Raw genomic sequence first — 24,180 nt, forward strand, 5'->3', positions numbered from 1 at the left:
TGCTTAAATGTTACTCTTTTTCTAGCATTTTAGGAAGACCCTCTTGCGGCTTCTTCATGCGAACGGCATAAACGAGCACGCACACGCCCACCGCCACGAGCGGAAGCGACAGGAGCTGCCCCATGGTGAGCCAGCCGCCCCACAAGTACCCGAGCTGGACGTCGGGCTCGCGCACGAACTCGATGGCGAAGCGGAACACCCCGTACATGACCAGAAACACGCCGAGGAACGTCCCGCGCGGGCGCGGGGGCACGCGACGCGAGAGCGCGTAGAGCACCAGGAAGATGACGACGCCCTCGAGCAGCGCCTCGTAGAGCTGCGAGGGGTGCCGCGGCATCGTACCGGCCGCGCCGCCGAACACCACGCCCCACGCCGCGTCGGTCGGCGCGCCCCACAGCTCGCCGTTCACGAAGTTCGCGCAGCGGCCGAAGAACAGGCCCACCGGCGCCGCGATGCAGCCGAGGTCAGCCAGCGTGAGGTACGGGATGTGCGTGAGGCGCGCCGCCACGATCCCCGAGAGCAGCGCCCCGATCAGCCCGCCGTGGAAGCTCATGCCGCCCTGGTTCGTCGCGAGCACCTCGAGCGGGTGGGCGAGGTAGTAGCCGTCGCCGTAGAAGAGCACGTAGCCTGCGCGCCCGCCGACGATCACGCCGATGATCACGCACACGAGCACGGTGAGCAGCGCGTCAAGATCGACGCTCACCTTCCAGCGACGCGCCACGCGGGAGATGATGAGGGCCGCGCAGGCGAACCCGAGCACGTACGCGATGCCGTACCAGCGCACGGAGAGGGGCCCCAGCGTGAACGCGACGGGGTCGAGCATCTGGTAGATGTTGTTGAGCACGGAGAGCTCCTATTCCAAGCCCATGCCCGCGCCCACCTCGACGGCGGCGAAGCGCACTTCCTCGCGCAGGTCAGGCGGGATGGGCTGAAGCGTCGATACCTTCGTCGCACAGTGGTTGCAGTGAAGCGAGAAGAGGGCGAGGTCGGGGCGCAGCACCATCAGGGAGTCGTAGGCGCGCAGGTCGAGATCATGAGCTCCGCACGACGGGCAGGTGAGCATGGGCACCTTGGGAACCTCCTCGCTTGAAAAACGATTCCAGCTTCCCCCATTGTAGCAGAACGAGCGCGCCGGGCGCGGCGAACCTATGGCGGACCTGTCGCGGCGCGCGGGGCCCGCGCGGGGCCCGCGTGAGGCCCGCGGGCCGCGGCTGCGCGAAGCCACGGCCGCCAGCCCCCAGGACGCGAGCCCGCCCTAGAGCAGGAAGCGGTTGGGGTTGCCCTGGCGCCTGAAGTCGGCGGGGCGCTCGGCCATGGAGGGGCCGTGCGCGAGGAAGTGCTCGCAGAAGCGGCAGATCTCCTTGACGGCGGCGTCGTAGTCGCGGTCGGGGTTGAGCAGCAGGTTGAAGTCGTCGCACACCACGTGCGTCTTGCGCTGGCATGCGGCGAAGTGGCAGTCGGCCGGGCACGGCTCGCCCGGTATGTTATGAGGGCAGCGCCCCCGCATCTCGTCGTCGCACCCGCGACGCTCCCAGCACCTCTCCATACGTGCTCCTCGCTCTCCTTCGCGAAACCAAAGCCGAAACGCGCGCCTGGCCGCGCGCATGAAAAGGGGCGAGCCGCCAGGCCCGCCCCTTACTTGCTCAGGCGCAGACACTACGCCAGGTCGGCCGGGACGACCTTCGCCACGCCCGGCACGCGCTCCTTCAGGATGCGCTCGACGCCGTTGGCCAGCGTCATCTGCGACATGGGGCAGCCCTTGCACGCGCCCTGCAGCTCGACGGTGACGATGCCGTCCTCGGACACGTCGACGAGCCGCACGTCGCCGCCGTCAGCCTGGAGGCTGGGGCGGATGAGCTCGAGCACCGCTGCGACGTCAGACTTCTCTACCATGATGAACTCCTTATCTGGGATGTTTTCTTCGAACGCATTCTATCATAGCCGACGCGCCCGCGCGCGGACGTGAGAAACCCCCGTCCGTCACGAGACGGGCATCCAGTCCTTCCCGATGATGACGAGCACGTTGGTGTCGAAGGTGTAGAAGTCGCCGCCGTTGATGACGCGCCCGCCGCTCGCGGCGCGCGCGACGGCCTTGGCGGCGCCCTCGTAGGCCGCGTCCTTGTAGATGACGAACGTCTCGGGGTAGACGGTGCCGTCGTCGACGTTGCCGACGCCCTCCACCTTGAAGCCCGCGGAGGTGAGCATCTCGCTGAGGCGCCCTGCCGCGCCCGTGGTGCCGGCGCCGTTGCGCACCTCGACGGTGACGTCGGACGGGTTCACGCCCGCGGCCGAGCTGTCGACGATCGCCGGGTCCTCCCCCGCCTTGAAGCGCGCGAGCATGTCGGCCCACTCGTCCTCGTAGTACTCGAACAGCGGCTCGGCCGCGTCCGTCGCGTAGCCGGGGAGCGCGCAGACGTAGGTGGTCGCCTCATCGAGCGGACGCAGGGCGTCGCCGAGCGCGATGAGCTGCCCCGACGTGAAGTCGCAGCTCAGGTAGTTGCCCGCCTCGCCCACGAGCGACGCGAAGCTCAGGCCCTCGGAGGCGAGCGCGCGCTGCGCGAGCTCAAGCGTGAAGGCGACGCGGTTGGCCGAGGCCGCGTCGAAGCCGCCCGAGAAGTTCAGGGCGCGCAGGTACACGAGCGCCTCGTTCCCGCCCAAGGTCTGCTCGCCCGCCGGCAGGACAACCGTGCCTGCGCGCGGGTCGTCGACCTCCTCGGAAAGCGTGAGCGTCACGCCGCCCACGGCGTCGACCATGCCGGCCAGGCCGTCTGCGTCGGTGGCCGCGAAGTGCGCGACGTCCACCTCGGCGAGCTTGGCCACCTGCCTGATGAGCTCAGCGTCGCCCCCGAGCCCGCGCGCGTCGTAGAGCGGGTGGTCCTTGCCGTCCGACAGGCGCACGTCGAGGTTGGCGGGGATGGACGCGAAGCTCAAGCTGCGCGCCGCCTCGTCGACGCGCACGAGCAAATACGCGTCGGTGGCCGCGCCGCGCGCCTTCGCCGCGCTTCCGAGCTCGGCGGCGCAGAGCACGTAGTAGGGCTCGCCCTCCGCGGGGGCGACGAGCGCCTCCTTGGCGTTCGAGGAGCCGAGCGCCAGCTTGGAGTCGGACGAGCTGAAGTAGGTGTAGGCGCCCACGACCGCGGCCACGGCCACCACGAGCACCGCCACGAGCCCGAAGAACAGGATGCGCCGGTGACGCGCCTTGCGCTGGATCTCCTGCACGTAGCCCAGGCGCGACACGCGCCGCGAGTAGGCGCTGTCGCTCTCGCCGCTTCGCGCCGAGGTGCCCACGTGGCTCACGTACCCGCGCGTGGCCTTGTTCGCGCGGCGCATGTTCGCGAAGTCGACGCTCGACGCGTTCGACGGCGCGCCCGAACGGCCCGGCGCGTGCTTGCCGCGGCGCGTGCCCGCGTCGCGCACCACGTGCGAGCCCACGGTCGACGACTGCATGCGCTTGGACATGCGCTTGGACTGGGAGGCGCTGAAGCCCTTCTTCCTGCCGAGCATGGACGTCCTAACGCACGAGGTCGCCCGGGACGCGCTCGACGTCGGCGCCGAGGCTCGCGAGCTTGCCCGCGTAGTCCTCGTAGCCGCGGTCGATGTGCTCGATGCGGTGGACGCGCGTCTCGCCGTCGGCTACGATGCCCGCGAGCACGAGCGCCGCGCCGGCGCGCAGGTCGGTCGAGGACACCGGGGCGCCCTGCAGGCCCGCCACGCCGCGGATGAGCGCGTGGTGGTCGTCGATGGTGATGTCGGCGCCCATGCGCATGAGCTCGGCGGCGAACATGAAGCGGTTCTCGAACACGTTCTCGGTGATGACCGACGTGCCCTCAGCCAGCGCCGCGAGCAGCATGAACTGCGCCTGGAGGTCGGTGGGGAAGCCCGGGTGCGGCAGCGTCTGGATGTCGGCGCACACGAGGTCGCCCGAACGGCTCACGCGCACCCAGTCCTCGCCCGTCTCGACTGTACACCCCATGGCGCGCAGCTTCATGATGGCCATGCGCAGGTACGCCGGGTTGATGCCATGCGTCGTGACGGGGCCGCCCGTGAGCGCGCCGCCCGCGAGGAAGGTGCCCGCCTCGATGCGGTCGCCCACCGTGGTGTGCTCGCAGGGGTGCAGGTCGGTGAGCGGCACGCCCTGGATCTCGATGTGCGAGGTGCCCGCGCCGCTCACGCGCGCGCCCATGGCGTTGAGCATGCGGGCCAGATCCTCGATCTCCGGCTCGCACGCCGCGTTCTCCAGATAGGTGGCGCCGTCGGCCACCACGGCCGCCATCAGCAGGTTCTCGGTGGCGCCGACGCTGGGGAACTCGAGCATCACGTGCGTGCCGGAAAGGCCGTTCGGCGTGCGCGCCACGAGCACGCCGTGGTCGATGCTGAACTCGACGCCGAGGGCCTCGAGCCCCACGAGGTGCATGTCGATCTTGCGCGCACCGATCTGGCAGCCGCCGGGCATGGCCACGTGCGCCTCGCCGAAGCGGCCGATGAGCGGCCCGAGCACCGAGATGCTCGCGCGCATCTTCGAGACGAGCTCGTAGGGCGTCTCGCACGAGTCGACGGGCTGCGTGTCGATGACGAGGTCGTGCCCGCGGCGCTCGACGGTGGCGCCGAGGCGCTTGAGCACCTCGCCCATGAGGCTGATGTCCGAGATGAGCGGCACGTTGTGCAGGGTGGTGACGCCCTGCCCGAGCAGCGACGCCGCCATCAGCTTGAGCGCCGAGTTCTTCGCGCCCGAGACGCTCACGTCGCCGGCAAGCGTGTTGTTGCCGCGCACGATGATGATTTCTGAGGTCATGTCTATCCTTAAGGGCAAGCCGCGCGCCCGGCGAGCGCAAGCTCGCTTTCCCCGGCGCCGCGCGGCAGGTCATTCGTTCTCCGCCACGCGTCCATTATAGGAAATACCGCCGCCCGCGCGCAGGTGCGCGCAGCAAGACCTCAAGCTTTCTATATCAGAGGTCGAACAGGTCGTCCGAGCATACGAGCCGCCAAGCGCCCGCGCCGAAGGCGAGCCGCCCGTCGCTCTTGCCGAAGGCGAGCCGCCCGCCGCCAGGCGCATCGCCGAGAGCACGGCACGCTCAACACCATCAGGCGATCCCGCAAGCGCACAAGAGAAGCTATTCCGACGCTACGCTTCGTCGCGGTCGGCCTCGCCAGGCTCGACCTCATCCCGCTCGGCGTCGGCGACCAGCTTCCTCAGCTGGTCGGCAAACTCCCAGAGATCGTCAAAGAGGACTTGGGTCACGATGTCCCACTTGGTACTTTCGCAGTCATGCACGAGGCGATGACGCAGACCCGCAACCTTCGACCAGGGGATGTCGGGATGCTCTTCCCTCGTCTCCTTCGAGAGGTGAGACACGTACTCGCCGATGTTGTAGAGCGGCGTGGTGACCGCCCTCTGGACGAACTGATCCGATTCGACCAGCTCGCGCGTAATATCCCTCTCCTCCATCATGGCATGCAAATCGTCTGCGAACGAGAGAACGCGCTTGACCTTCCGCAGGTCGGACGGGCTCATGCGATCACCCGTGCGTCGGCGTGGATGCGCTTCATCAACTCAGAGCCCTCACGTATCTCCGACTCCTCATAGACGTCAACGCGCTTGCCCGACACGTTGTAGAGGTCGTCGGCGATGGCGAAGATGTTCGTCGGCACGAACTGCTCGCCGCCCCTCACGAGGAGGTCGATGTCCGACTCAGGTGTTGCCTCCTCGCGCGCGTACGAGCCGAAGAGCAGGGCGGACTCGGCGTCATAGCGGTCGAGGATGGGCTTGACCAGGTTCTGAAGATCATCGAACGTATACACGACTTCCATGTCGAAGCACCTCCCGTCGCTGCAGAGTATAGCACGGAGGGGAAAGGCGCGTTCGAGCCACAAGCAATCTTTTGAGTCCGCCTGAGCGGCCATGTCTGCTCCTTCCGATAGGCGATCGAAAGTCTTTCTCAACGTCGAAAGGTCAACTTCATGTCTGCTGAAGATGGGCTGGGGGTCAACGAGGTCGCACGCCCTGCCTTTCCCCGCAGGCGATCCTCCTGTACTACGAGCGCCGCCAGACCCCCGAGCAAGACAACGTCCAAAGACTTAGAGGCAGAGCGCTGGAGGCACGATGCTTTCCGCTCGTTGTCATCGCATTGCTGACCTGGCACTGCTTCGTGGGCGCCAATTCACTGCTCAAGGACTGGCATTCCAAGCCGGCATAAAAGCGAGCTGCGTGTTCTGATGGCCGTGGTCGTCGCTGCTGCATGCCTGACCCTCCCGCTCTGACGCATCAAGGCACGGAGGAGCGTCGACGAGAAGCCCTCGAAGCACCGACAACGCCCTCTTTGCATCCACAGCTCGGGAAAGCTGGCTGGAAAACGCCCGTTGTCGGTGCTCCGGGCCCCGAAAACCACCGACAACGCGCATTCTCCAGCCACTTTTCTCAAAAAACCACCGACAACGCCCTTGTTTCATCCAGAATCACCTGAGGGGTGGATGGAAAAGCGCCGTTGTCGGTGACGCCGTCGGCGCATCGCAGGTCACAGGCTTAACCCGCTGATCGCGACGACGCGCTCCCCCTCTCTTCACCCATCGTCTACCAGCTTTCGGCGAAACGCGCGAAGAGAGCTGCCATGGCGCAGGCGACGGCGCCCAAGACCCAGGGAAGCCAGAAGAACCTGAGGCAGAACGCCGCGAAGACGACACCGGCCTCGCCCCAAGCGTGGTCGGGAGCGGCGCCCATGGCGAACGGCGCGAACAACATGCCAAGCGCGAGCGCGGTAGACACGAGCATGATAACGCCGCAGATCACACTCATGCGCCTACCCTGGCGGCACGAGACGGGCGCCTCGTTGTATTCGTCGGCGTTGTCAGGAACGGGCGGAGCGACGTCTGAGGGAGCAGGCAGCGCGACAACGGCGAGATCGCCCCGCACCAGGTCGTCAAGCGAGCAGCCGAAGACCTGGCACAGACTCAGCAGCTTGTCCATCTCGGGGTAGGCGCGCTCGGACTCCCACTTGGTGACGGACTGGCGGCTCACGCCGAGGAGCGCGGCGAGCTGCTCCTGGGTCATGCTGTGCGCGGCGCGCAGGTGCCGCAGGTTGTCGCGAAAGCTCATGGACGCGGTTCCTTTCGTCGGCGTCGCCCCATTATACGTCCGCAGGCGCGCCCGCGCGCTCGGGCGCGGCGGAACAGCGGGGCAACGGGTGGCGCGACAGATGAAGTCGACGCCTGCCGGAGATGCGGGCTAGCTTAACGATACGCCGATAGCCTGCCCCGATCAACCAACCGCAGGCTGCTTTTCCACGCCCTCTTGGCGCCCACCGGTTGCAAAGCGCAGGTCAGCGACGTGCGTCAAAGGCAAGCGCACCCGACGCCGGCGGGCACTTTCCCCAGCTCTTCATCAAACTCCCAGAGCTCGTCAAAGAGGACCCCTCTACCACGACACGCCTGAAACCGCAGGGATAAACATACAACGACGCCGACCTACTTCCCTTGGGAGATGAAGAAGCCCTTTGCCACGAGAAGGGCGAAGCAGACGATCCCCGCATACGGCTGCCTGGAGGCGATGAACGCCGCGACGCCCACGATCGAGAGGACCATGCCCGCGGCAAGCAGGCCCCTGCCCAACGTCGTCTTGCCGAGGCTGGCCGCAGCCAACTCGAGCGCGCCCGCCAGGACCGTGGCGCCGACAAGCGCCGCGAACGCGGCTTTCAGCCAAGGGCTGACGCCGGTCAGGTCGAGCAGCGTCACCGTGGCGGTGGAGTCCGCGCCGTTGCCGAAGGCGGGTATGAGCAGAAGCACGACGAGGAGCACGTCGAGCGCACCGCAGATGAGGGAGCGATACCTGACGACAAACCCCCTCCTGTCCTCCTCGGCCGCTACGATGATCTCGTCCGAGCATATGAGCTCGTCTATCGACACGGAGAAGAACCGGGAGAGCTGCTTGAGCGAGTCGATGCTCGGGTAGCCTCTGCCGGACTCCCATTTCGACACCGCCGTCCTGGAGACGTAGAGGGCACAGGCGAGCTCCTCTTGCGTGAACGACCGCGCCTTCCTCAGCTCCTGCAGCTTCTCGCTGAACTCCATCCTCGTCCCTCCGTGTCCAGATTGGCCCTTCTGCGGTCCGCGAATGCGACAGCCGATCGGTACGTCATGAACAGCCCGGCCGCCAGCAGGGCGGCCCCGACGATGTCCGTTGCCCAATGGACACCCGCGACCAGCCGCCCGAGCACCATGAGCGCCGAGAATCCGACCGCGAACACCGTTGCGGCGCCCCTGAGGACCAGGCTCTTCGCCCTGCGGTCGACCTGGTACTTCAGCGTCGGCATGACGCTCAGGACCAAAAGCGTCGTAGAAGAAGGATACGACGCCTCCATCATCCCGTCTATGGGTATGGGCCGGTAGTTGACCGGGCTCATCTCGAAGACCAGGTACCCGAAGACGACGAGGATGTAATAGGCGCCCAGCAGGAGAAGGTCCGCGTCCACGCGAAGCAGGCTCCTCCGCCTGACCAGCTGCACGGCGCCCAGCACCCCGAAGCACAGGCAAACCGCGATCGGAACGAGGCCGAGCCAGTCCGTGACCAGGTAGATCCCCATGTGCACGCCCGTCAGCTCGTGGAACCACACGTTGAGCGCCGCAAAGCCGACGTCCGTCCCGTTCTGACCGACGGGCCGCACGTCCACGCATTGGACCAGCGCGGTCCAGAGCGCGAAGGCAGCCAGCAGCGCCAGCCCTGCGAGCAGCTCTCCCCTCCCTGCGCTGCGCCTGCGTGTTGCGCTTGGCATATGCACCACTTCCTTTCGTCTCGCCTTGATGCGAGGCCGAAGGTAGCGGGCGCTGGCGGGACCGGAAAGAGCCGCGACGTCACGCCGGCGACACGCTTCGTGTCATGCGCCGCCTTCCAGGCGTTTTGCGCACATGCTGCAGGATGCGCGGAAGACAGCGGCGACCCGCCAAGGTCTAAGCAAACCGCTTCCAGAGCAAGTGGTTTTGTAAGGCGGAGTCGCGAAAGCGGTTCCGCCTCGTTGTCTGCCGTCAGTCTCCTCTGACAGCGACGTTGTGCTTTGGGAATCCAGCGATCCGTGGCGAAACGTGACAACCCCTTGCGAATCCGAGCAGGTTCTGCCGCACCGTTTGATTATCCTTATATATGGATGATATACTTTGCCTTGAAATGTAAGGAGGCTCGACCGTGAAAAGGGAAGCGACAAACGGAATACGCCACCTGGCTCGACGCCGAAGCCTCCTACGCTTCGCATCTCCTGAAGCTCTGCGAGGTCCTCTCGCATGAAGCTTCGCAGGGTGAACGGATCAGCTGCCGCGATTATCGTCGCGGCATTCTTCTTGCATGCGATCATGGGCGCGCTTTGGCTTCGCTTTGGATTCTCGGATCACCTGGCATGGGTGGCGTGGATCGCCGCGGGCGTGGCCGGCGCCCATGTCGGGCTTTCAGCAGCAACGAGCTATTCGATGATGGCGGACAGGCGGCGGCCTCCTAGCAGCCGCAAGAAAGCGCACCTTGCTCTCAAATGGGCAAGTGGCGGGATGCTGCTTGCCGCTGCGCTGATCCATGTGGCAGCGGGCCTGACGGGCGGAGCGCTGGACGCACGATGCTTTCTGCTCATTGTCCTCGCATTGCTGACCTGGCACTGCTTTGTGGGCGCCAAGTCACTGCTCAAGGACCTCGGCATTCCAATCCGGCATAAAGGAGGGCTGCGCGCTCTGATGGCCATGGCCGCCGCTGTTGCATGCTTGGCCCTCCTGCCCTGACGCATCGAAGTGAGGAGGAGCGCTGCCGAGAAGCCCTCGAAGCACCGACAACGCCCCTTTTGCATCCACGGCCCGGAAAAGCTGGCTGGAAAACGCGCGTTATCGGTGCTTCGGGCCCCTAAAACCACCGACAACGCGCCTTTTGCATCCACTTTTTCCGAGAAACCGCCGATAACGGCCTCGTTTCATCCAGAATCACCTGAGGGGTGGATGGAAAGCGCCGTTGTCGGTAACGCCGTTGGCGTGTCGCAGGGCACAAGGCTTAACCCGCTGATCGCGGCGCCGCCCCCCCCTTGCCGTGCACGCTCACGTCCTTGATGGCCGAGACGAAGGCCCGAGGCTTCTCGATGTGGATCCCGTGGCCGCAGTCGAACCGGACGAGCGCGCAATCGGAGATGAGCCCCATGCACTTCGCGAGGTCGTCTTCATCGAGCGCGGCGAAGAGAACGCCGTCATCAGACCACTCCGTTTTCGCCTTCATGAACAGGGTCGGGCACTTGATCTCGCCGAGCAGCTCCTCGTGGGGAATCCCGCAGTGGAAGCTGTCGTCGTAGAACGCCTCCCCGAACCGCGGATCGTAGTCCCCCATCCCGACAAACGCCGCCAGGGCGGTCTTTGGCCAGAAGGGAACCTTCAGGTCCTGTCCGGGATGCTTCTGCAGGAACTTCCTGGCTGCCGCGATGCTCTTCGGGCGCACCTTCTCGCGCGCCTTCTCCGGGAAGAAGCTCCAGGCGTATTGGTTCTCGAAGTAGAACAGGACGAAGCTTTCGCACGTCGAGCCCTGCGCCGCGCCTTGCAGGTACTCATGGCACACCGACGAGAGGTCCAGGTAGTTGAACGTCTTCCTTCTCCGCTCGCCCTGACAGGCAAAGAAGGGCGGGTCCTCGAGGACGAGCTGCTCGCAGAGCTCCGTCTTCCCGGCGGCGTATGCGGCGACCAGTCCGCCCGAGGAGTGCCCGAGCAGCATACACGACCTGCCGACCACCTCTTCGACGAACCTTGCGAGGGCGTCTCCCAGCGAGACGATGTTGTACAGATTCGGGTTGTGGGCGCTCCTCCCGTGCCCGAAGCAGTCCACGGCATACACGGTGAAGTCTTTCGACAGCGGCTTTATCACCTTGTCGAAGCTACGCCGATCGATGCCCTGCGCGTGGACGAGGACCAAAGCGCGCTCGCCGCCTTCATGCTCTGCGTAAGAGAGCGAAGGCTGCCCAACCCCTTCTTCGAAATTATGCGTCATATGCCAGAGCTCCTCGAGGACGAGGTCGATGGCGAGCAGCTTGCTTGTGAGGCCAGCCTTCGAGCTCGGCGCTCCTCGCCGGGCTGCCCTCCACGTCCGCAGGTCCTCTCCCTGGATCAGTCGGAGATCCTCTCGCTCACGGCGCGTCCGTAGCTCTCCAGCATGGCCACCGCGTCCTCGACGCGCTGAAGCGCAAGCCCTTGCGACTCGTCGCCCAACACCAGAAGCTCGCTTCCGGCATGCAGCTCGAAGATGTCGCGCGCCTTCTTCGGGATGACCACTTGGCCGCGCTCGCCCATGCGGACGACGCCGAAGATATGCCGGCCACGGGGAGCGACAGGGTACCCGACCTGCTCCTCGTCGTGGTGGACGAGCGCATCGATGCTCACGTCGAGCAGCTGCGCGAGGCGTATCGCGTTGGCGAGGTCGGGGATGGCGTCTCCCGCCTCCCATTTCGCGACGGTCTGCCTGGCCACGCCGATTTTCTGGGCGAGCTCCTCCTGCGTCATGCCAGAGCGCGTCCTGAGCGAGAGTATGTTCTGACTGATCATATCTTTCATACCTCCGAGCTCAGTATAGGCGGATCTAGCCTGCCCATCCACCATGTCAGGGTGACACATCTCAGATGCTGTTGTCATGTTCAGGTGACATGCCTCAGAGCCGTGAGCATTTGCCCGCGACGGTGCACTCCCTCTTCTCGCCTGTCGTCTGCCGGCTTTCGGTGAAGCGCACGAAGGGAGTCGCCATGGCGCAGGCAGCGGCGCCCAAGGCCCAGGGAAGGTCCGGGGAAGCCAGAAGAACCTGGGGCAGAAACAGCGAGGGCCGCTTGATGCGGCCCTCGACTTCGGGTTATGCTGATTCGATCAAGCGCCTGCCAGGCGCCTGTACCTCTGCGCTGTCGGCTACTCGCCGAGGGCGAAGCGGGTGAAGCCCTTGATGGCGATCGTGCCGCCGAGGGCCTTGGCGCACTCGTTGACGTAGTCGGCGACCGTCTGGTCGGGGTTCTTCACGAAGTCCTGCTCAGCGAGGCAGTTCTCCTTGTAGAACTTCTCCATGCGGCCCATGGCGATCTTCTCCTGGATGTTCTCGGGCTTGCCGGACTCGGCGGCCTGAGCCTTGTAGATGGCCATCTCGTGCTCGGCCACGTCAGCCGGCACGTCCTCGCGCGTGGCGGAGACGGGGTTGACGGCAGCCACCTGCATGGCCACGTCGCGGCCGCACTTCTGGAAGTCGGCGGAAGCGGGGTCGATGCCCTCGACGTCGAAGGCCACGAGCACGCCGATCTTGCCGCCGCCGTGGATGTAGGAGGACACGCCCGCGCCCTCGGCCACGGCAACGCGCGCGAGCTGGGTGTTCTCGCCCATCACGTGGATGCAGTCGGTGACGACGGCCTCGACCGTCTCGCCGTCGATCTCGGCGGCCTTCAGGGCCTCAACGTCGGCCGGCTTGGCGGCGAGCGCCGCGGTGGCGATCTTCTCAGCGTAGGCCTTGAACTTCTCGTTCATGCCCACGAAGTCGGTCTCGCAGTTGAGCTCGACCACGGCGCCGCAGGTGCACTCGTCGTTCACGAGCGCCATGACGGTGCCCTCGTTGGTGGCGCGACCGGCCTTCTTGGCGACGGCGGCCAGGCCGCGGGTGCGCAGCACGTCGACGGCCTTGTCCATGTCGCCCTCGGCCTCGGTGAGGGCCTTCTTGCACTCCATCATGCCAGCGCCGGTCATCTCACGAAGCTCTTTGACCATAGAAGCGGTGATAGCAGCCATGGGAATTCCTTTCTGTGGGAAGGGGTGTTTTCAGGAAGCGCGCGGGGCGCGTCAGCCGCCCCGCGCGCGCAGTTCCAAGCGAATCGGCTACTCGGCAGCAGCCTCAGCGGCCGGAGCCTCAGCCTCGGCAGCCTCGGGCGCGGCCTCGCCCGCCATCTCGGCGGCGGTCACGTCAGCGCCGGTGCCCGCGATCACGGCGTCGGCGACGAAGTCGGCCAGCAGGCGCACCGAGCGGATGGCGTCGTCGTTGGCCGGGATGCCGTACTCGACATCGTCCGGGTCGCAGTTGGTGTCAAGCGTGCCCACCACGGGGATGTTCAGGCGCTTGGCCTCGTGGATGGCGATCTCCTCGCGGTTGGTGTCGATCACGAAGACGGCGTCGGGGACGCGCTTCATGTTGCGGATGCCGTTGAGGTTGGTCTGCAGCTTGCCGAGCTCCTTGTGCAGCAGGATCTGCTCCTTCTTCGGCAGCAGCGCCATGCGGCCGTCGGCGTCCATGGCCTCGAGCTCCTCCATGCGCTCCACGCGGGTGCGGATGGTCACGAAGTTCGTGAGCATGCCGCCGAGCCAGCGGGCGTTCACGTACGGCATGCCGCAGCGGTTCGCGGCGTCGGCCACGGCCTCCTGGGCCTGCTTCTTGGTGCCCACGAACAGCACGGTGCCGCCCTTGCGGGTGAGGTCGGACACGAAGGTGTACGCCTTGTCGAGGCCGATGAGGGTCTGCTTGAGGTCGATGATGTAGATGTCGCCGCGGCTGCCGAAGATGTAGGGCTTCATCTTGGGGTTCCAGCGGCGGGTCTGGTGACCGAAGTGGCTGCCTGCGTCAAGCAGCGTGGAAATGCTGACTTTCGTCATGTCTCTTCTCCATTCGTTAGTCCTCTGCCTGCGGTCAACCCTGCGTCCGCAGCCTTTTCCAGGTGGCCACTGGCGGATCAGGTCACGCAAGCATGTGTGATAGTCTGCTGTTTACACAGCCTGTCTAAGATAGCACAACCCCCTCGCATTGCAAGGGGGTTGCGGGAAAATACCGCGCCGATCGCGGATAACGGGGCGCAGACCACCGTCCCCGCGTCCCCGTCGCGGGCTGTCTACCGCGCGCCATCCTGAGCAGAGTCCCCCCCCCGGGTCATCCTGAGCGAAGTCCTCCCGGGTCATCCTCCTGCGTCATCCCGAGCGGAGTCCTCCCGGGTCGCGCTTCATCCTGAGAGGAGTCCACCCGGGCCACCCTTCATCCTGAGAGGAGTTCGCCCAGGTCGCCCTCTCCTGGGAGGAGCCCACCTAGATCGCTCTCCCCTGTCCTAAGCGAGCGCCCTCCCCCGTGTCATCCTGGCGAACACGCCCCCTATGTCATCCTGAGCGAGCGAAGCGAGTCGAAGGATCTGGTTCCGGGCACGGCACGTTCGCATGCGCAGCCCACTCGCGGCCAGATCCTTCGACTCCGCGCCCTGCGGGCGCTCCGCTCAGGATGACACGGGGGAGGGCGCCTGACGCGGGCGCTCCGCTCAGGATGACACGGGGGAGGGCGCCTGACGCGGGCGCCCCGCTCGGGGCGCGAAGGGCTGCCCCTTCTCCTACTTGTACTGGCTCTCGTGCTTCTTGAAGAAGTCGAAGCGCGGGGGGAGCTCCTGGATGCGGTGGCGGGCGTCGTCGATCTCGGCGGCGGTGCACAGCTCGTCGTTCGAGTCGAAGTCGTAGTTCCAGCTGAAGAACTCGTTGAAGCTGAAGCTCAGGTAGTCGCAGATCTTCTCGCAGCCCACCGGCACGATCGGGTGCATCATGAGCGTGCAGACGCGCAGCAGGAAGAAGCAGTCCACGAGCACCTGGCGGCGCGCGTCCGCATCACCGGCGGCGTCGGCGGCCTTGATCTGGTCGGCCCAGCGCTTGTTCGACCAGCGGATGAACTCGTCCATGAGCGACATCACCGAGTGCAGCTCCACCTTGTGCATGAGCTCGTCGTAGCTGCGCAGCGCGCGGCGGGCGCGCACGCCCACCTCCGGCGTCACCGCGCCGAGCGGCATGTACCCCTCGCAGTTCTTCTGCGCCTCGTAGAAGCAGCTGCGCGCGAGGCGGTTGAACACGTTGGTGAGCAGCGCGCCCTCCTTGAGCGCCGGGTCGGCCACGCGCGGGTCGCTCCGCTTGGCCTCGTCGGGGTCGAAGGGCTTCGGGGAGAAGCCGACCGACTTCTGGTCGAGGCCGAGCGCGAGGAAATGCGCGCGCAGCTGCTCGGGCGTGTAGTGCTCGAGGAGCTGCTCTCCCGTGGGCGGCTTGACCTTGCCCGACGAGGACGCCTTCGTCTTGCCGAACAGCAGGTGGTGGTTGGCCACGAGCGTGGTCTGGCGCAGCGCGAGCGCGTCGTCGCCGCCGTCGAGCAGGCCGCCCGGGCGCAGCGCCTCAAACAGCGCCGGCTGGGCCACGCCGTAGAAGTACAGGTTGTCCTGCCCGATGAACTGGTACACGCACGCGTCGTCGGAGCACCAGAAGTCGCGCCAGCTGCCGCGCGGCAGGCCGCGTTCGTCGTTCACCGCGCAGGTGAACGAAATGGGCGCCCACAGCGACTCGGGCCAGCACCACACGGTGAGACCCTCGACGCCCTCGATCACCGGCGCCTCCACGCCCCACTCGATGTTGCCCGTGATGCGGAAGGGCACGAGCGTCTTGGAGGTGCGGAAGCGGATGTTCGCGCGCGCGAGCACGCTGCGCGCCTCGTCGCGCGCCGCGATGGACTCGAACTCGATCTCGAAGCTGGCCTTGCCCTTCTCCGCCGGGCGGTACGCGTGCCGCGGCAGCTCGCCGGCGACGGCCTCGTACGCCTCGTGCGCCTCGTTCTTCACGAAGATCACCGGCGGGGCCAGAAACTCCGCGATGGTCTGGGGCACCACGGGGCGCACCTCGGGGTCGGCCGCGAGGTTCGAGGCGTGCGCGCGCAGGAAGTCCGCGAAGGCCGGCAGGTCGAAGTACCAGTTCTCCACCGGGCGCATCTCGGGCGCGGCGTTCGAGAGCGTCGAGATCGGCGCGATGAGGTCGGCGGGCGCGTACTGGTGCCCCAGGTCGCACTCGTCGGCGTAGGCGTGCTCTGACTTGCAGCCCTGCACGGGGCAGCGCCCGACCACCTGGCGGCCGTTCAGGAACGTCTCAGCCTGGGCGTCGTAGAACTGCAGCGTGGAGGTGCGCTTGAGCCAGCCGTTCTCGTAGAGGCGCTCGATGAACGCGTTCGTGACCCGCTGGTGCACGTCGGCCGCGTGCCCGATGCCCGAGCCGTCGAAGATGTCGAGGCTGATGTGGTACGCCTCGAGCACGGACTTCTGCGCCTCGTGGTTGCGCATGACGTACTCCTCGATGGAGCCGTCGAACTGACCCGCCTCGACGAGCTTGCGGTAGCCCTCGTTGATGGGGCTGCCGAAGCAGTCCGTCCCCGACACGAAGCGCACGTTGTCCGCCCCGATGCGGTCGCGCAGAAAGCGCGCGAACGCGTCAGCGGGCACGAACACGCCTCCGATGTGGCCGAAGTGCAGCGGCTTGTTGCCGTACGGCATGCCCGCCGTGACCACGGCGCGGGCAGGCCACTTCACGCGCTTGTTATCCCTCAAATCCGACATGGTTTTCCATCTCCTCCAAAGCGGCGGCGAGCGCACGCGCGTCGGCGCTGCCGCGGCTCTCACTCATCAGGTTGAGCAGGTCGTCCAGACCGCTCGTGCTCGGCCGCAGGTACACCGTGTCGCACTGCGCGAAGCCCGCGAGGTCGCCCGCCTTGGCGACGGCGTCCTCAAGCGTGCCGATCTCGTCGGCCAAGCCGTTCTCAACCGCGTCCATGCCCGTGAACGTGAGCCCCGTGGCGAGCGCGCGCACCTCGTCGACCGTCATGCCGCGGCCCTCGGCCACCGTCTCCACGAACGTCGTGTTGATCTGGTCGACCATGGCCTGGTAGTAGGCGCGCTCGTCCTCGGTGAGGGCGCGCGTGCCGTAGCTCGAGTCCTTCGACTCAGCTGACGTGATGTTGTCCACCGTGATGCCGAGCTTGTCGAGCAGCTCCGAGATGTCGGTGAGCTGCATGGCCGTGCCGATGGCGCCGATGGCGGTGGTCTTGGCCGTGAAGATGTAGTCGGCTTGGCTCGAGATCTCGTAGGCCGCGCTCGCGTTCATCGACGCGCTCGAGACCACCACGGGCTTGGAGAAGTCGCGCACGTAGGCGGCCATCTCCTCGCCCGCCGTCGCCGTGCCGCCGCCCGAGTCGACGCGCAGCACCACGGCCTTGATGTAGGGGTTCTCCTCGGCGCGGTCAAGCTGCGCCTTGAGTCCCTCGGGGCTCGCGGTGGTGCCGTCGTACTGGATGGTGCCCGAGACCTCGATGATGCCCACCGAGTTCGTGGTGACGGAGTCAGAGGAGAGGTCCTCGCCCAAGGTGCCGAAGGGGTTGGCCACCGCGCTCACGGCGGCAGTGCACGACGCGAGCCCGAAGAACATGAGCGCGAAGAAGAGGACCACCGCCACGAGCGCGACGATCCAGCCCTTGCCCTTCTTGGGAGCGGGCGCAGGCGGCTGCGGCGCGTAGGCGGGCTGCGCGTAGGCGGGCTGGGGTGCTCCGGGATAGGCGCCGAAGCCCGGCTGGGGCGCCGCGGCCTGCGCAGGCTGCGGGGCGGGCTGCGGGGCCTGCGCTGCGGGCTGCTCCGGAGCTGCCGCACCCGCCTGCGGGGCCTGCGCGCCCGGCTGAGCGGGAGCCGCGGCGTTGTAGGTTTGCTCGTAGGCGTTGGGCGCCGGGGTGCTCCCGTCGCCCCAGACGCCCTGCTGCCAGTTGTTCTGCTGGGTCATGGCTCCTCCTTGAGCCTAGAACTCGAATCCCTCGTCCGACTTCCCGTGGCTGCCCTGGGCCTTCTTCGCCGTGCGGATGAGGAACTCCTGGTTGGTCTCGGTCTGCTTCAAGGACTTGATCAGCATGTCCATCGCGCGCTCGGTGTTGTTCATGTTCGCCAGGATCCTGCGGACGGCCCAGATGAGCGGGGCTTCCTGCCCGTCGAGCAGCAGCTCCTCCTTGCGCGTGCCCGACGACACCGGGTCGATGGCCGGGAAGATGCGGCGGTCGGCCAGGTAGCGGTCGAGCTTGAGCTCCATGTTGCCCGTGCCCTTGAACTCCTCGAAGATGACCTCGTCCATCTTCGAGCCCGTGTCGATGAGCGCCGAGGCCAGGATGGTGAGGCTGCCGCCGTTCTCGATGTTGCGCGCCGCGCCCAGGAAGCGCTTGGGCGGGTAGAGCGCCGTGGAGTCGACGCCGCCCGAGAGGATGCGGCCCGAGGCGGGCTGCGCCAGGTTGTAGGCGCGCGCCAGACGCGTGATGGAGTCGAGCAGGATCACCACGTCCTTGCCCATCTCCACGAGGCGCTTCGCGCGCTCGATCACGAGCTCGGCCACGGCGATGTGGTTCTCGCACGGCATGTCGAACGTGGAGGAGACGACCTCGCCGCGGATGGAGCGCTCCATGTCGGTGGCTTCCTCGGGGCGCTCGTCGATGCCCAGGTACATCAGGTGCACGTCAGGGTTGTTGGCCGTGATGGAGGCGGCGATGTCCTTCAGAACGGTGGTCTTGCCGGCCTTCGGCGGCGAAACGATGAGGCCGCGCTGCCCCTTGCCGATGGGCGCGGCCAGGTCGATCACGCGCGCCGTGATGGTGTTCTTGCCGTGCTCCATGAGCAGGCGGTCATCCGGGAACACCGGCGTGAGGTCCTTGAAGTGCGGGCGGGCGCCCAGCTCCTCGAGGGGGATGCCGTTCACGGAGATGACCTTCTGGATGGCGGCAAACTTCTCGTTCTCGCGTGCGGGGCGGGTCTGCCCCACCACGAGGTCGCCCTTGCGCAGGCCGTTGCGGCGGATGGTGGCGGCGCCCACGTAGGCGTCGCCCTCGCCGGGCAGGTAGCCCGCGGCGCGCAGGAAGCCGTAGCCGTCGGCGAGGATGTCGAGCACGCCCGTGACCTCGACGAAGCCCTCGGCCTTCACCGCGGCGTCATACACCAGGCCCACGAGCTCGGCCTTCTTGACGCCCGTGCCGTCGACGCCGAGCTCGGCGGCCTTCGCGCGCAGCTCGGCCACCTTGAGCTCCGCAAGCTCTTCCTTGGTGATGCTCGGGACCACCTCGCGGTTGGCGCGGTTGTCGCGCTGGCGGCGCGGGCGGCGGTCGTTGCGGTCGCGGCTGTCACGGCTGCTGCGATCGTTGCGGTCATTGCGATCGCTGCGGTCGTTGCGGTCGTTGCGATCGCTGCGGTTGCCGCCCTTGCCGTTGCGGTTGCCGCGCGGGTCGCGGTCGTTGCGCTCGGCGCGGTCGCGGCTGGGACGGCCCTCGGAGCGGTCGGCGCGGGTGCGCTGGTAGTCGCGCGGGCGCGGGGCGTCGGCGTGCGCCTCGGGCGCGGGGGCGGATGCGGCGGCGGCAGGCGCGGGGGCGGCGTCGGCGGAAGCGGCGGGGGCCACGGCGGAAGCGGCCTCAGCCGGCGCGGGCGTCTCGAAGACGGGCGCGGGGGCGGGCGCCTCGGGGGCAGCGGCCTCAGGGGTGGCGGACGCGGGGGCGGATGCGGGGGCCACCTCGGCGTCAGCCGGCTTCACCTTGCGCGGACGTCCCCGGCGCGGCTTGGGAGCCTCCTCGGCGGCAGGCGCGGCGTCGGCGGAAGCGGCGGGCGCAGCCGCAGGAGCAGCGGCAGCCCTCGCGTCCTCGGCCGGCACGACCTTGCGCGGGCGCCCGCGGCGCTTCGCGGGAGCGGGCGCGACGTCAGCGGCGCCGTCGGCGCCCTCGGCAGCCGCGGGCGCGACGTCAGCGGCGGCCTCGCCCGCCTCAGGCGCGGCCTTGCGGGTGCGGGTGCGCGTCGCCTTGCGCGGAGAGGCCTCCGGCGCCTCGGCGGCGCCCTTGGCGGCGTCCCCGTCAGCAGCAGGCGCCTCGGGGGCGGCCTTGCGGGTGCGCGTGGTCTTGCGCGCAGGCTTCTCGGCCTTGCCCTCGGTGTCAGCGCCGGCAGCCTTCGCCTCCGCAGCGCCCTCCTCCGCCTTCTTCGCGCGCGTGGCGCGACGGCGCACGGGCTTCTCCTCGGCGGCTGCCTCAGGTGCAGGGGCGGGCGCGCCCGCCGTCTTCGTCTCTTCGACTTCGCTCATTTACTGTACTTTCTCCCAGTCTGCGAGGAACGCCTCAAGCCCGCGGTCGGTCAGCGGGTGGGCGACCATCTTCTTCAGCACGCCGAAGGGCACGGTGGCGATGTCGGCGCCCATGAGGGCGGACTGCGTCACGTGGTTGGCGCTGCGGATGGACGCGGCGATGATCTCGATCTGCTCGCCGTTCACGGTGTTGGCCGTGAAGTCGTAGTTGTTGATGGCCGTCACGATGTTGGCCACCTGGTCGAGGCCGTCCTCGGAGATGTCGTCGAAGCGGCCCACGAACGGCGAGATGTAGCGCGCGCCAGCGCGGGCGGCCAGGATGGCCTGCGGCACGGTGAAGCACAGCGTCATGTTTACGCGGATGCCCTCGTCGGCCAGCGTGCGCGTGGCCGCGAGGCCCTCGACCATGGTCGGGATCTTCACCACGACGTTGGGGGCGATCTGCGCCAGCTCGCGGCCGTCGCGCACGAGCTCGTCGCGCGTCATGGCGACCGACTCGGCCGACACGGGGCACTCAGGCCCCACGATGTCGCAGATGCGCTTGATGTGGTTGTGGAAGTCGTCGAGCTTGCCCCCGATGCGCGCGTAGAGCGTGGGGTTGGTGGTCACGCCCGCGAGCGCGCCCCAGCTGGCAGCCTCCTCGATCTCGGCGAGATCGGCGGTGTCCAGAAAGAACTTCACGTGGTCCTCCTCTTTCAGATGGTTCGGATGGTGCGAACGTGCGCGGCTGCGCACGTATCCTGCCTTGGCTTATGCGGAATTGACGGGATTTCCTCTTGGGGATGCTTCCTCTGCAGACGGCACGAAAGCCGCCTTGCCGCGAATCGCCGGGGCGCGCCCGCGCGAAAAACGCGCAAAGCGCCTGGATGGGCGGGCAGATGAGCTTCTGTGCGGGGAAAATGAAACTGCGCCCATGTTAGCGCATGTCTTCGCGCAGTTCAAGCACGGAACGCACAAGGTGCGTCGCATGACGGCATAACGTTAACGTTGCCGCCGCTAGACCTCGAGCGTGCGGAAGAAGCAGCTCCCGGCCCCCGTGTGGCACGCCGGACCCGCCGCCTCCACGAGCGCGAGCAGGCAGTCGGCGTCGCAGTCGTAGCGAATCTCCACCACGCGCTGGGTGTTTCCGCTAGTCGCGCCCTTGTGCCAGAGCTCCTGGCGGCTGCGCGACCAGAACACCGTCTCGCCCGTCTCGCGCGTGAGCTCGAGTGACGCCTCGCTCATCCACGCCACCATGAGCACTTCCTTGCTGCGCACGTCCTGCACGACGCACGGGATGAGGCCCGCCTCGTTGTAGGCGAGCTGGGAGAAGTCGGTGATGTCGGGGGCGTCCATGCAGCCCGCTCCTTTCCTGCGCCTCGGAGCACACGCGCGCATGCTCCGCGCCGCGCGCCTGGCGCCGCTAGAACGATGCCTTGTGCAGCATCTCGCGCATGCGCCGCGCCGCGCCTTCGTTCATCTTCGGGATGAGGTTGTCCAGAAGCTCGAGCATCAGCCCCTGGGCCTCGGGGACCATGCCCTCGAAGCGCAGGACGTCGGTGTCATGCGAGCAGTTCACGTGGCAGGTGCAGGTGAGGTGCTCGATGAACGTGCGGATCTCGCGCGCCATCTCGCCCTCGGTCGGCGCGGCCCACGTGCCCGCGGCGATGTCGCGCGCGAGCGGCCAGGTCTGCGTCGGCGTGAGCGTGACGATGAGGATGTCGCTCGGGTTCGCCGCGCTGAACGCGCGCGCCGACGCGACGGCGTTCTGCTCGCCCTGCCCCGCGCCCGCCATGCCTGCGAGGTAGAAGAACGTGAAGTCGATGCCCGCCTTGTGCAGGCGCTGCCCCTGCTCGACGATGTCGGCCGCGGTGTGGCCCTTCTCCATGAACGCGAGCGTCTCGTCGAAGCCGCTCTCCGCGCCGATGGTGATGCGGTCGACGCCGCGCGAGGCCAGAAGCGCCAGCTCCTCGTCGGACTTGCGCGCCACGTCCACGATGCGGCAGAAGCCGCCATAGCTATTCACCGTGGGGATGCGCTCCTCCACCATGTCGAAGATCTCGATGAGGCGGTGCGTGGGCAGCGCGAAGGGGTTGCCGCCCGTGAGGTAGATGCGCCGGGTGAGCGCCGTCGCCGTGCGCGCGATCTCCTCGATGTCGGCCCTGATCTCCTCGTCCGGCGACGCCGCGAACGGCACGCCGTTGAAGATGTCGCAGAAGTGGCACTTGCCGTGCGAGCACCCCGTGACGACCTGCAGCATGGGGCACCCCAGATCGTGCGGCGGCCGATGCTGCGGAGAGGAGATGTGGGACTTGATGTTCTGCTGAGCAGGCATGACGCTTTCCCCTTTCGAGACCTGCCGAAACCCTGCCCCTCATTGTATCACGGGATACCAGCCGAGAAGCAGCGGTGCGACCCGCCGCGCAGGAGGCGGCGATGCGACCCGCCGCCGCAGGAGGCAGCGCCCTATCGCCGGCTCGGAATGCCCAAGGCACCCCGCCGAACGCATCCCGCCGAACCAAGCGCGGACAACGCTAGGCGGGCGCATGCGCACGGGGCTCCAACGCACACAGGCCCCAAGGGAACGGGGCTACAGGCGCACGGGGATGCCGCAGGAGCGCATGTGCTCCTTCACCTGGCGCACGGTGAGCTCGCCGAAGTGGAAGACGCTCGCGGCGAGCACGGCGTCGGCCTCGCCTTCGATGATGCCCTGCGCGAAGTGCTCGAGCTCGCCGACGCCGCCCGAGGCGATGACCGGGATGTCCACGGCGCGCGCCACCACGCGGGTGAGCGCGCAGTCGAAGCCGTCGCGGCTGCCGTCGCGGTCCATGGACGTGAGCAGGATCTCGCCCGCGCCGCGCCGCGCGGCCTCCTGCGCCCACTCGACGGCGTCGATGCCCGTGGCGGTGCGCCCGCCCGCCACGTAGACCTCCCACTTGTTGGGGTTGCCCGCCACCGCCTTCGCGTCAATGGCGCACAGGATCGCCTGCGTGCCGAACGCAGCGGCGGCCACCGTGATGAGCTCGGGGTTCTTCACCGCCGCCGAGTTCACGCTCACCTTGTCGGCGCCCGCGGCGATCATGCGGCGGATGTCGGCCACGCTGCGGAAGCCCCCGCCCACGCAGTACGGCAGGTGAAGCTCCTCGCTCGCGCGGCTCGCGAGCTCGACGGTGGTGGCGCGGTCGTCGGAGGTGGCCGTGATGTCGAGGAAGATGACCTCGTCGGCCTTCTGCTCGTCATAGGCGCGCGCGAGCTCGATGGGGTCGCCTGCGTCGCGCAAGTTCACGAAGTTGACGCCCTTGACCACGCGGCCGTCCTTCACGTCCATGCAGGGGATCACTCGCTTAGTTAACATGGGGAATCTTCCTCTTCCGCTGATGGTCTTCCTGAGCCGACGGAGGTGGCACGGAACGGAGCTCAGTCGCTCGAGAGCGATGTGAAATGGTGCTCACCAAGCGAGTTCCGCACGAGCCGAAAGCGCCGGCGGCGCTTTCGTGCGAGCAGGACTGTTTGAGCGACTGAGCTCCGTTCCACATCGCTCCCGCACACGCCTCATTCCGCGCCACCTCCTGACGTTGCCAAGACGCGCTGCTATTCGCCGCTTGCGGCGGCACAGGCCGCCACGCCCTCCTCGACGGTGAGCGTGCCCTCGTAGATGGCGCGGCCGGCGATGATGCCCTCGACGGCATGGGCCACGGGCGCGAGGCGCTCGACGTCGGCCACGCTGGCCACGCCGCCGCTCGCCACCACGGGATGCCCGAACGCCTCGTGCATGAGCACGTACGCCTGCGGGTCGAGGCCGGTCTGCATGCCGTCGCGCGCGATGTCGGTGTACACGAGGTGCTCGTAGCCTGCGTCGGCCATGCGGCGCGCGAGCTCGTGCGCCGTGATGCCCGAGCCTTCGCACCAGCCCGACACGGCCACCTCGCCGCCCTTCGCGTCGATGCCCGCCACGAGCGCGCTCCCGCCGTACGCGGCCACCGCCTCGCGCGCGAACGCCGGGTCGCGCACGAGCGCCGTGCCGAGCACCACGCGCGTCACGCCCGCCGCCATGAGGCGCTCGATGGCGGCCATCGAGCGCACGCCGCCGCCCACCTCCACCTTCAGGTTGGTGGCGGCCAGAACGCGCTCGATCACCTCGACGTTGTCGGGGTTGCCCGACTTCGCGCCGTCGAGGTCGACCACGTGCAGCCAGGAGGCGCCCGCCGCCTCGAACGCGCGCGCCTGCGCCACGGGATCCTCGTTGTAGACCGTGACCTGAGCGTAGTCGCCCTTCGCCAGGCGCACGGCGCGCCCGCCCAGAATGTCGATGGCCGGAAGCAGAAACAT

Annotated in this window: 24 protein-coding genes; 1 reads left to right on the top strand and 23 read right to left on the bottom strand. The window is 67.6% G+C overall.

Going from position 1 to position 24,180, the window contains the following annotated elements; translation table 11 throughout:
• Positions 1 to 10: 10 nt before the first annotated feature.
• From lgt to G7Y50_RS05465, 11 genes are all read right to left on the bottom strand, one after another.
• Positions 11 to 844, bottom strand: a complete 834-nt coding sequence (gene lgt, locus G7Y50_RS05415) for a prolipoprotein diacylglyceryl transferase (RefSeq protein WP_165056457.1) — start codon at positions 842 to 844, stop codon at positions 11 to 13.
• Positions 845 to 853: 9 nt separating this feature from the next.
• Positions 854 to 1,063 carry a UDP-N-acetylmuramoylalanyl-D-glutamate--2,6-diaminopimelate ligase gene (locus G7Y50_RS05420; RefSeq protein ID WP_165056470.1) on the bottom strand — a complete coding sequence of 70 codons (210 nt, stop codon included), beginning with the start codon at positions 1,061 to 1,063 and terminating at the stop codon, positions 854 to 856.
• A 192-nt stretch (positions 1,064 to 1,255) separates the two neighbouring features.
• Positions 1,256 to 1,546, bottom strand: coding sequence for a hypothetical protein (locus tag G7Y50_RS05425; RefSeq protein WP_165056456.1), 291 nt, complete (start codon positions 1,544 to 1,546; stop codon positions 1,256 to 1,258).
• A 110-nt stretch (positions 1,547 to 1,656) separates the two neighbouring features.
• Positions 1,657 to 1,893, bottom strand: a complete 237-nt coding sequence (locus G7Y50_RS05430; protein ID WP_165056455.1) for a NifU family protein — start codon at positions 1,891 to 1,893, stop codon at positions 1,657 to 1,659.
• A gap of 87 nt (positions 1,894 to 1,980) precedes the next feature.
• Positions 1,981 to 3,504: an LCP family protein gene (locus tag G7Y50_RS05435; protein ID WP_165056454.1), complete on the bottom strand. Its 1,524-nt coding sequence runs from the start codon at positions 3,502 to 3,504 to the stop codon at positions 1,981 to 1,983.
• Positions 3,505 to 3,511: 7 nt separating this feature from the next.
• Entirely contained in the window at positions 3,512 to 4,792 is a 1,281-nt protein-coding gene (gene murA, locus G7Y50_RS05440) for a UDP-N-acetylglucosamine 1-carboxyvinyltransferase (RefSeq protein WP_165056453.1), read from the bottom strand.
• Between the two features lie 330 nt (positions 4,793 to 5,122).
• The gene (locus G7Y50_RS05445) at positions 5,123 to 5,512 is read right to left on the bottom strand and encodes a DUF86 domain-containing protein (protein ID WP_165056452.1); all 390 of its coding nucleotides are present in this window, start codon (positions 5,510 to 5,512) and stop codon (positions 5,123 to 5,125) included.
• On the bottom strand, positions 5,509 to 5,808 hold the full coding sequence (locus G7Y50_RS05450; protein ID WP_165056451.1) for a nucleotidyltransferase family protein: 300 nt from the start codon (positions 5,806 to 5,808) through the stop codon (positions 5,509 to 5,511). The genes G7Y50_RS05445 and G7Y50_RS05450 overlap by 4 nt, the downstream gene beginning before the upstream one ends.
• 760 nt (positions 5,809 to 6,568) lie before the next feature.
• Positions 6,569 to 7,090 carry a helix-turn-helix transcriptional regulator gene (locus G7Y50_RS11920; protein WP_206214776.1) on the bottom strand — a complete coding sequence of 174 codons (522 nt, stop codon included), beginning with the start codon at positions 7,088 to 7,090 and terminating at the stop codon, positions 6,569 to 6,571.
• Positions 7,091 to 7,458: 368 nt separating this feature from the next.
• Complete coding sequence (locus G7Y50_RS05460; RefSeq protein WP_165056450.1) at positions 7,459 to 8,061, bottom strand: helix-turn-helix domain-containing protein; 603 nt, start codon at positions 8,059 to 8,061, stop codon at positions 7,459 to 7,461.
• A complete protein-coding gene (locus G7Y50_RS05465; protein WP_165056449.1) occupies positions 8,031 to 8,762 on the bottom strand; it encodes a phosphatase PAP2 family protein in 732 nt (243 codons plus the stop codon). Before G7Y50_RS05465 ends, G7Y50_RS05460 begins: the two co-directional genes overlap by 31 nt.
• A gap of 502 nt (positions 8,763 to 9,264) precedes the next feature.
• Between G7Y50_RS05465 and G7Y50_RS05470 the strand changes: the two genes are divergently transcribed.
• The gene (locus tag G7Y50_RS05470) at positions 9,265 to 9,747 is read left to right on the top strand and encodes a hypothetical protein (protein WP_165056448.1); all 483 of its coding nucleotides are present in this window, start codon (positions 9,265 to 9,267) and stop codon (positions 9,745 to 9,747) included.
• A gap of 262 nt (positions 9,748 to 10,009) precedes the next feature.
• On the opposite strand, the gene G7Y50_RS05475 is transcribed toward G7Y50_RS05470, so the two are convergent.
• The 12 genes from G7Y50_RS05475 to hisA form a co-directional block, all read right to left on the bottom strand.
• Positions 10,010 to 10,987 carry an alpha/beta fold hydrolase gene (locus tag G7Y50_RS05475; RefSeq protein ID WP_165056447.1) on the bottom strand — a complete coding sequence of 326 codons (978 nt, stop codon included), beginning with the start codon at positions 10,985 to 10,987 and terminating at the stop codon, positions 10,010 to 10,012.
• A gap of 116 nt (positions 10,988 to 11,103) precedes the next feature.
• A complete protein-coding gene (locus G7Y50_RS05480) occupies positions 11,104 to 11,538 on the bottom strand; it encodes a helix-turn-helix domain-containing protein (RefSeq protein ID WP_165056446.1) in 435 nt (144 codons plus the stop codon).
• A 351-nt stretch (positions 11,539 to 11,889) separates the two neighbouring features.
• Positions 11,890 to 12,750 carry a translation elongation factor Ts gene (gene tsf / locus G7Y50_RS05485; protein ID WP_165056445.1) on the bottom strand — a complete coding sequence of 287 codons (861 nt, stop codon included), beginning with the start codon at positions 12,748 to 12,750 and terminating at the stop codon, positions 11,890 to 11,892.
• 87 nt (positions 12,751 to 12,837) lie between these two features.
• The gene (gene rpsB / locus G7Y50_RS05490; RefSeq protein WP_165056444.1) at positions 12,838 to 13,605 is read right to left on the bottom strand and encodes a 30S ribosomal protein S2; all 768 of its coding nucleotides are present in this window, start codon (positions 13,603 to 13,605) and stop codon (positions 12,838 to 12,840) included.
• Between the two features lie 716 nt (positions 13,606 to 14,321).
• Complete coding sequence (locus tag G7Y50_RS05495) at positions 14,322 to 16,346, bottom strand: class I tRNA ligase family protein (protein ID WP_165056443.1); 2,025 nt, start codon at positions 16,344 to 16,346, stop codon at positions 14,322 to 14,324.
• Entirely contained in the window at positions 16,327 to 17,556 is a 1,230-nt protein-coding gene (gene sppA / locus G7Y50_RS05500; RefSeq protein ID WP_165056442.1) for a signal peptide peptidase SppA, read from the bottom strand. The genes G7Y50_RS05495 and sppA overlap by 20 nt, the downstream gene beginning before the upstream one ends.
• A gap of 15 nt (positions 17,557 to 17,571) precedes the next feature.
• Positions 17,572 to 19,872: a transcription termination factor Rho gene (gene rho, locus G7Y50_RS05505; RefSeq protein WP_241159497.1), complete on the bottom strand. Its 2,301-nt coding sequence runs from the start codon at positions 19,870 to 19,872 to the stop codon at positions 17,572 to 17,574.
• Positions 19,873 to 20,553, bottom strand: a complete 681-nt coding sequence (locus G7Y50_RS05510) for a transaldolase family protein (protein WP_165056778.1) — start codon at positions 20,551 to 20,553, stop codon at positions 19,873 to 19,875.
• Positions 20,554 to 20,868: 315 nt separating this feature from the next.
• Complete coding sequence (hisI, locus tag G7Y50_RS05515; protein WP_165056779.1) at positions 20,869 to 21,207, bottom strand: phosphoribosyl-AMP cyclohydrolase; 339 nt, start codon at positions 21,205 to 21,207, stop codon at positions 20,869 to 20,871.
• Between the two features lie 67 nt (positions 21,208 to 21,274).
• Positions 21,275 to 22,186 carry a radical SAM protein gene (locus tag G7Y50_RS05520; RefSeq protein ID WP_165056780.1) on the bottom strand — a complete coding sequence of 304 codons (912 nt, stop codon included), beginning with the start codon at positions 22,184 to 22,186 and terminating at the stop codon, positions 21,275 to 21,277.
• Between the two features lie 255 nt (positions 22,187 to 22,441).
• Entirely contained in the window at positions 22,442 to 23,206 is a 765-nt protein-coding gene (gene hisF, locus G7Y50_RS05525) for an imidazole glycerol phosphate synthase subunit HisF (protein WP_165056781.1), read from the bottom strand.
• A 236-nt stretch (positions 23,207 to 23,442) separates the two neighbouring features.
• A complete protein-coding gene (hisA, locus tag G7Y50_RS05530; RefSeq protein WP_165056782.1) occupies positions 23,443 to 24,180 on the bottom strand; it encodes a 1-(5-phosphoribosyl)-5-[(5-phosphoribosylamino)methylideneamino]imidazole-4-carboxamide isomerase in 738 nt (245 codons plus the stop codon).

The organism is Adlercreutzia sp. ZJ176 (genome assembly GCF_011038975.1).
GTDB lineage: Bacteria > Actinomycetota > Coriobacteriia > Coriobacteriales > Eggerthellaceae > CAAEEV01.

What these genes read in the sequence shown, in the direction of transcription:
- G7Y50_RS05425 (WP_165056456.1), bottom strand. Translation starts at nt 1,546, where the DNA reads ATGGAGAGGTGCTGGGAGCGTCGCGGGTGCGACGACGAGATGCGGGGG.
- G7Y50_RS05420 (WP_165056470.1), bottom strand. Translation starts at nt 1,063, where the DNA reads ATGCTCACCTGCCCGTCGTGCGGAGCTCATGATCTCGACCTGCGCGCC.
- murA (WP_165056453.1), bottom strand. Translation starts at nt 4,792, where the DNA reads ATGACCTCAGAAATCATCATCGTGCGCGGCAACAACACGCTTGCCGGC.
- G7Y50_RS05470 (WP_165056448.1), top strand. Translation starts at nt 9,265, where the DNA reads ATGAAGCTTCGCAGGGTGAACGGATCAGCTGCCGCGATTATCGTCGCG.
- G7Y50_RS05475 (WP_165056447.1), bottom strand. Translation starts at nt 10,987, where the DNA reads ATGACGCATAATTTCGAAGAAGGGGTTGGGCAGCCTTCGCTCTCTTAC.
- hisI (WP_165056779.1), bottom strand. Translation starts at nt 21,207, where the DNA reads ATGGACGCCCCCGACATCACCGACTTCTCCCAGCTCGCCTACAACGAG.
- sppA (WP_165056442.1), bottom strand. Translation starts at nt 17,556, where the DNA reads ATGACCCAGCAGAACAACTGGCAGCAGGGCGTCTGGGGCGACGGGAGC.
- G7Y50_RS05435 (WP_165056454.1), bottom strand. Translation starts at nt 3,504, where the DNA reads ATGCTCGGCAGGAAGAAGGGCTTCAGCGCCTCCCAGTCCAAGCGCATG.
- G7Y50_RS05495 (WP_165056443.1), bottom strand. Translation starts at nt 16,346, where the DNA reads ATGTCGGATTTGAGGGATAACAAGCGCGTGAAGTGGCCTGCCCGCGCC.
- tsf (WP_165056445.1), bottom strand. Translation starts at nt 12,750, where the DNA reads ATGGCTGCTATCACCGCTTCTATGGTCAAAGAGCTTCGTGAGATGACC.
- G7Y50_RS05480 (WP_165056446.1), bottom strand. Translation starts at nt 11,538, where the DNA reads ATGATCAGTCAGAACATACTCTCGCTCAGGACGCGCTCTGGCATGACG.
- G7Y50_RS05450 (WP_165056451.1), bottom strand. Translation starts at nt 5,808, where the DNA reads ATGGAAGTCGTGTATACGTTCGATGATCTTCAGAACCTGGTCAAGCCC.
- rpsB (WP_165056444.1), bottom strand. Translation starts at nt 13,605, where the DNA reads ATGACGAAAGTCAGCATTTCCACGCTGCTTGACGCAGGCAGCCACTTC.
- G7Y50_RS11920 (WP_206214776.1), bottom strand. Translation starts at nt 7,090, where the DNA reads ATGAGCTTTCGCGACAACCTGCGGCACCTGCGCGCCGCGCACAGCATG.
- G7Y50_RS05460 (WP_165056450.1), bottom strand. Translation starts at nt 8,061, where the DNA reads ATGGAGTTCAGCGAGAAGCTGCAGGAGCTGAGGAAGGCGCGGTCGTTC.
- G7Y50_RS05430 (WP_165056455.1), bottom strand. Translation starts at nt 1,893, where the DNA reads ATGGTAGAGAAGTCTGACGTCGCAGCGGTGCTCGAGCTCATCCGCCCC.
- G7Y50_RS05465 (WP_165056449.1), bottom strand. Translation starts at nt 8,762, where the DNA reads ATGCCAAGCGCAACACGCAGGCGCAGCGCAGGGAGGGGAGAGCTGCTC.
- G7Y50_RS05445 (WP_165056452.1), bottom strand. Translation starts at nt 5,512, where the DNA reads ATGAGCCCGTCCGACCTGCGGAAGGTCAAGCGCGTTCTCTCGTTCGCA.
- rho (WP_241159497.1), bottom strand. Translation starts at nt 19,872, where the DNA reads ATGAGCGAAGTCGAAGAGACGAAGACGGCGGGCGCGCCCGCCCCTGCA.
- G7Y50_RS05520 (WP_165056780.1), bottom strand. Translation starts at nt 22,186, where the DNA reads ATGCCTGCTCAGCAGAACATCAAGTCCCACATCTCCTCTCCGCAGCAT.
- hisF (WP_165056781.1), bottom strand. Translation starts at nt 23,206, where the DNA reads ATGTTAACTAAGCGAGTGATCCCCTGCATGGACGTGAAGGACGGCCGC.
- hisA (WP_165056782.1), bottom strand. Translation starts at nt 24,180, where the DNA reads ATGTTTCTGCTTCCGGCCATCGACATTCTGGGCGGGCGCGCCGTGCGC.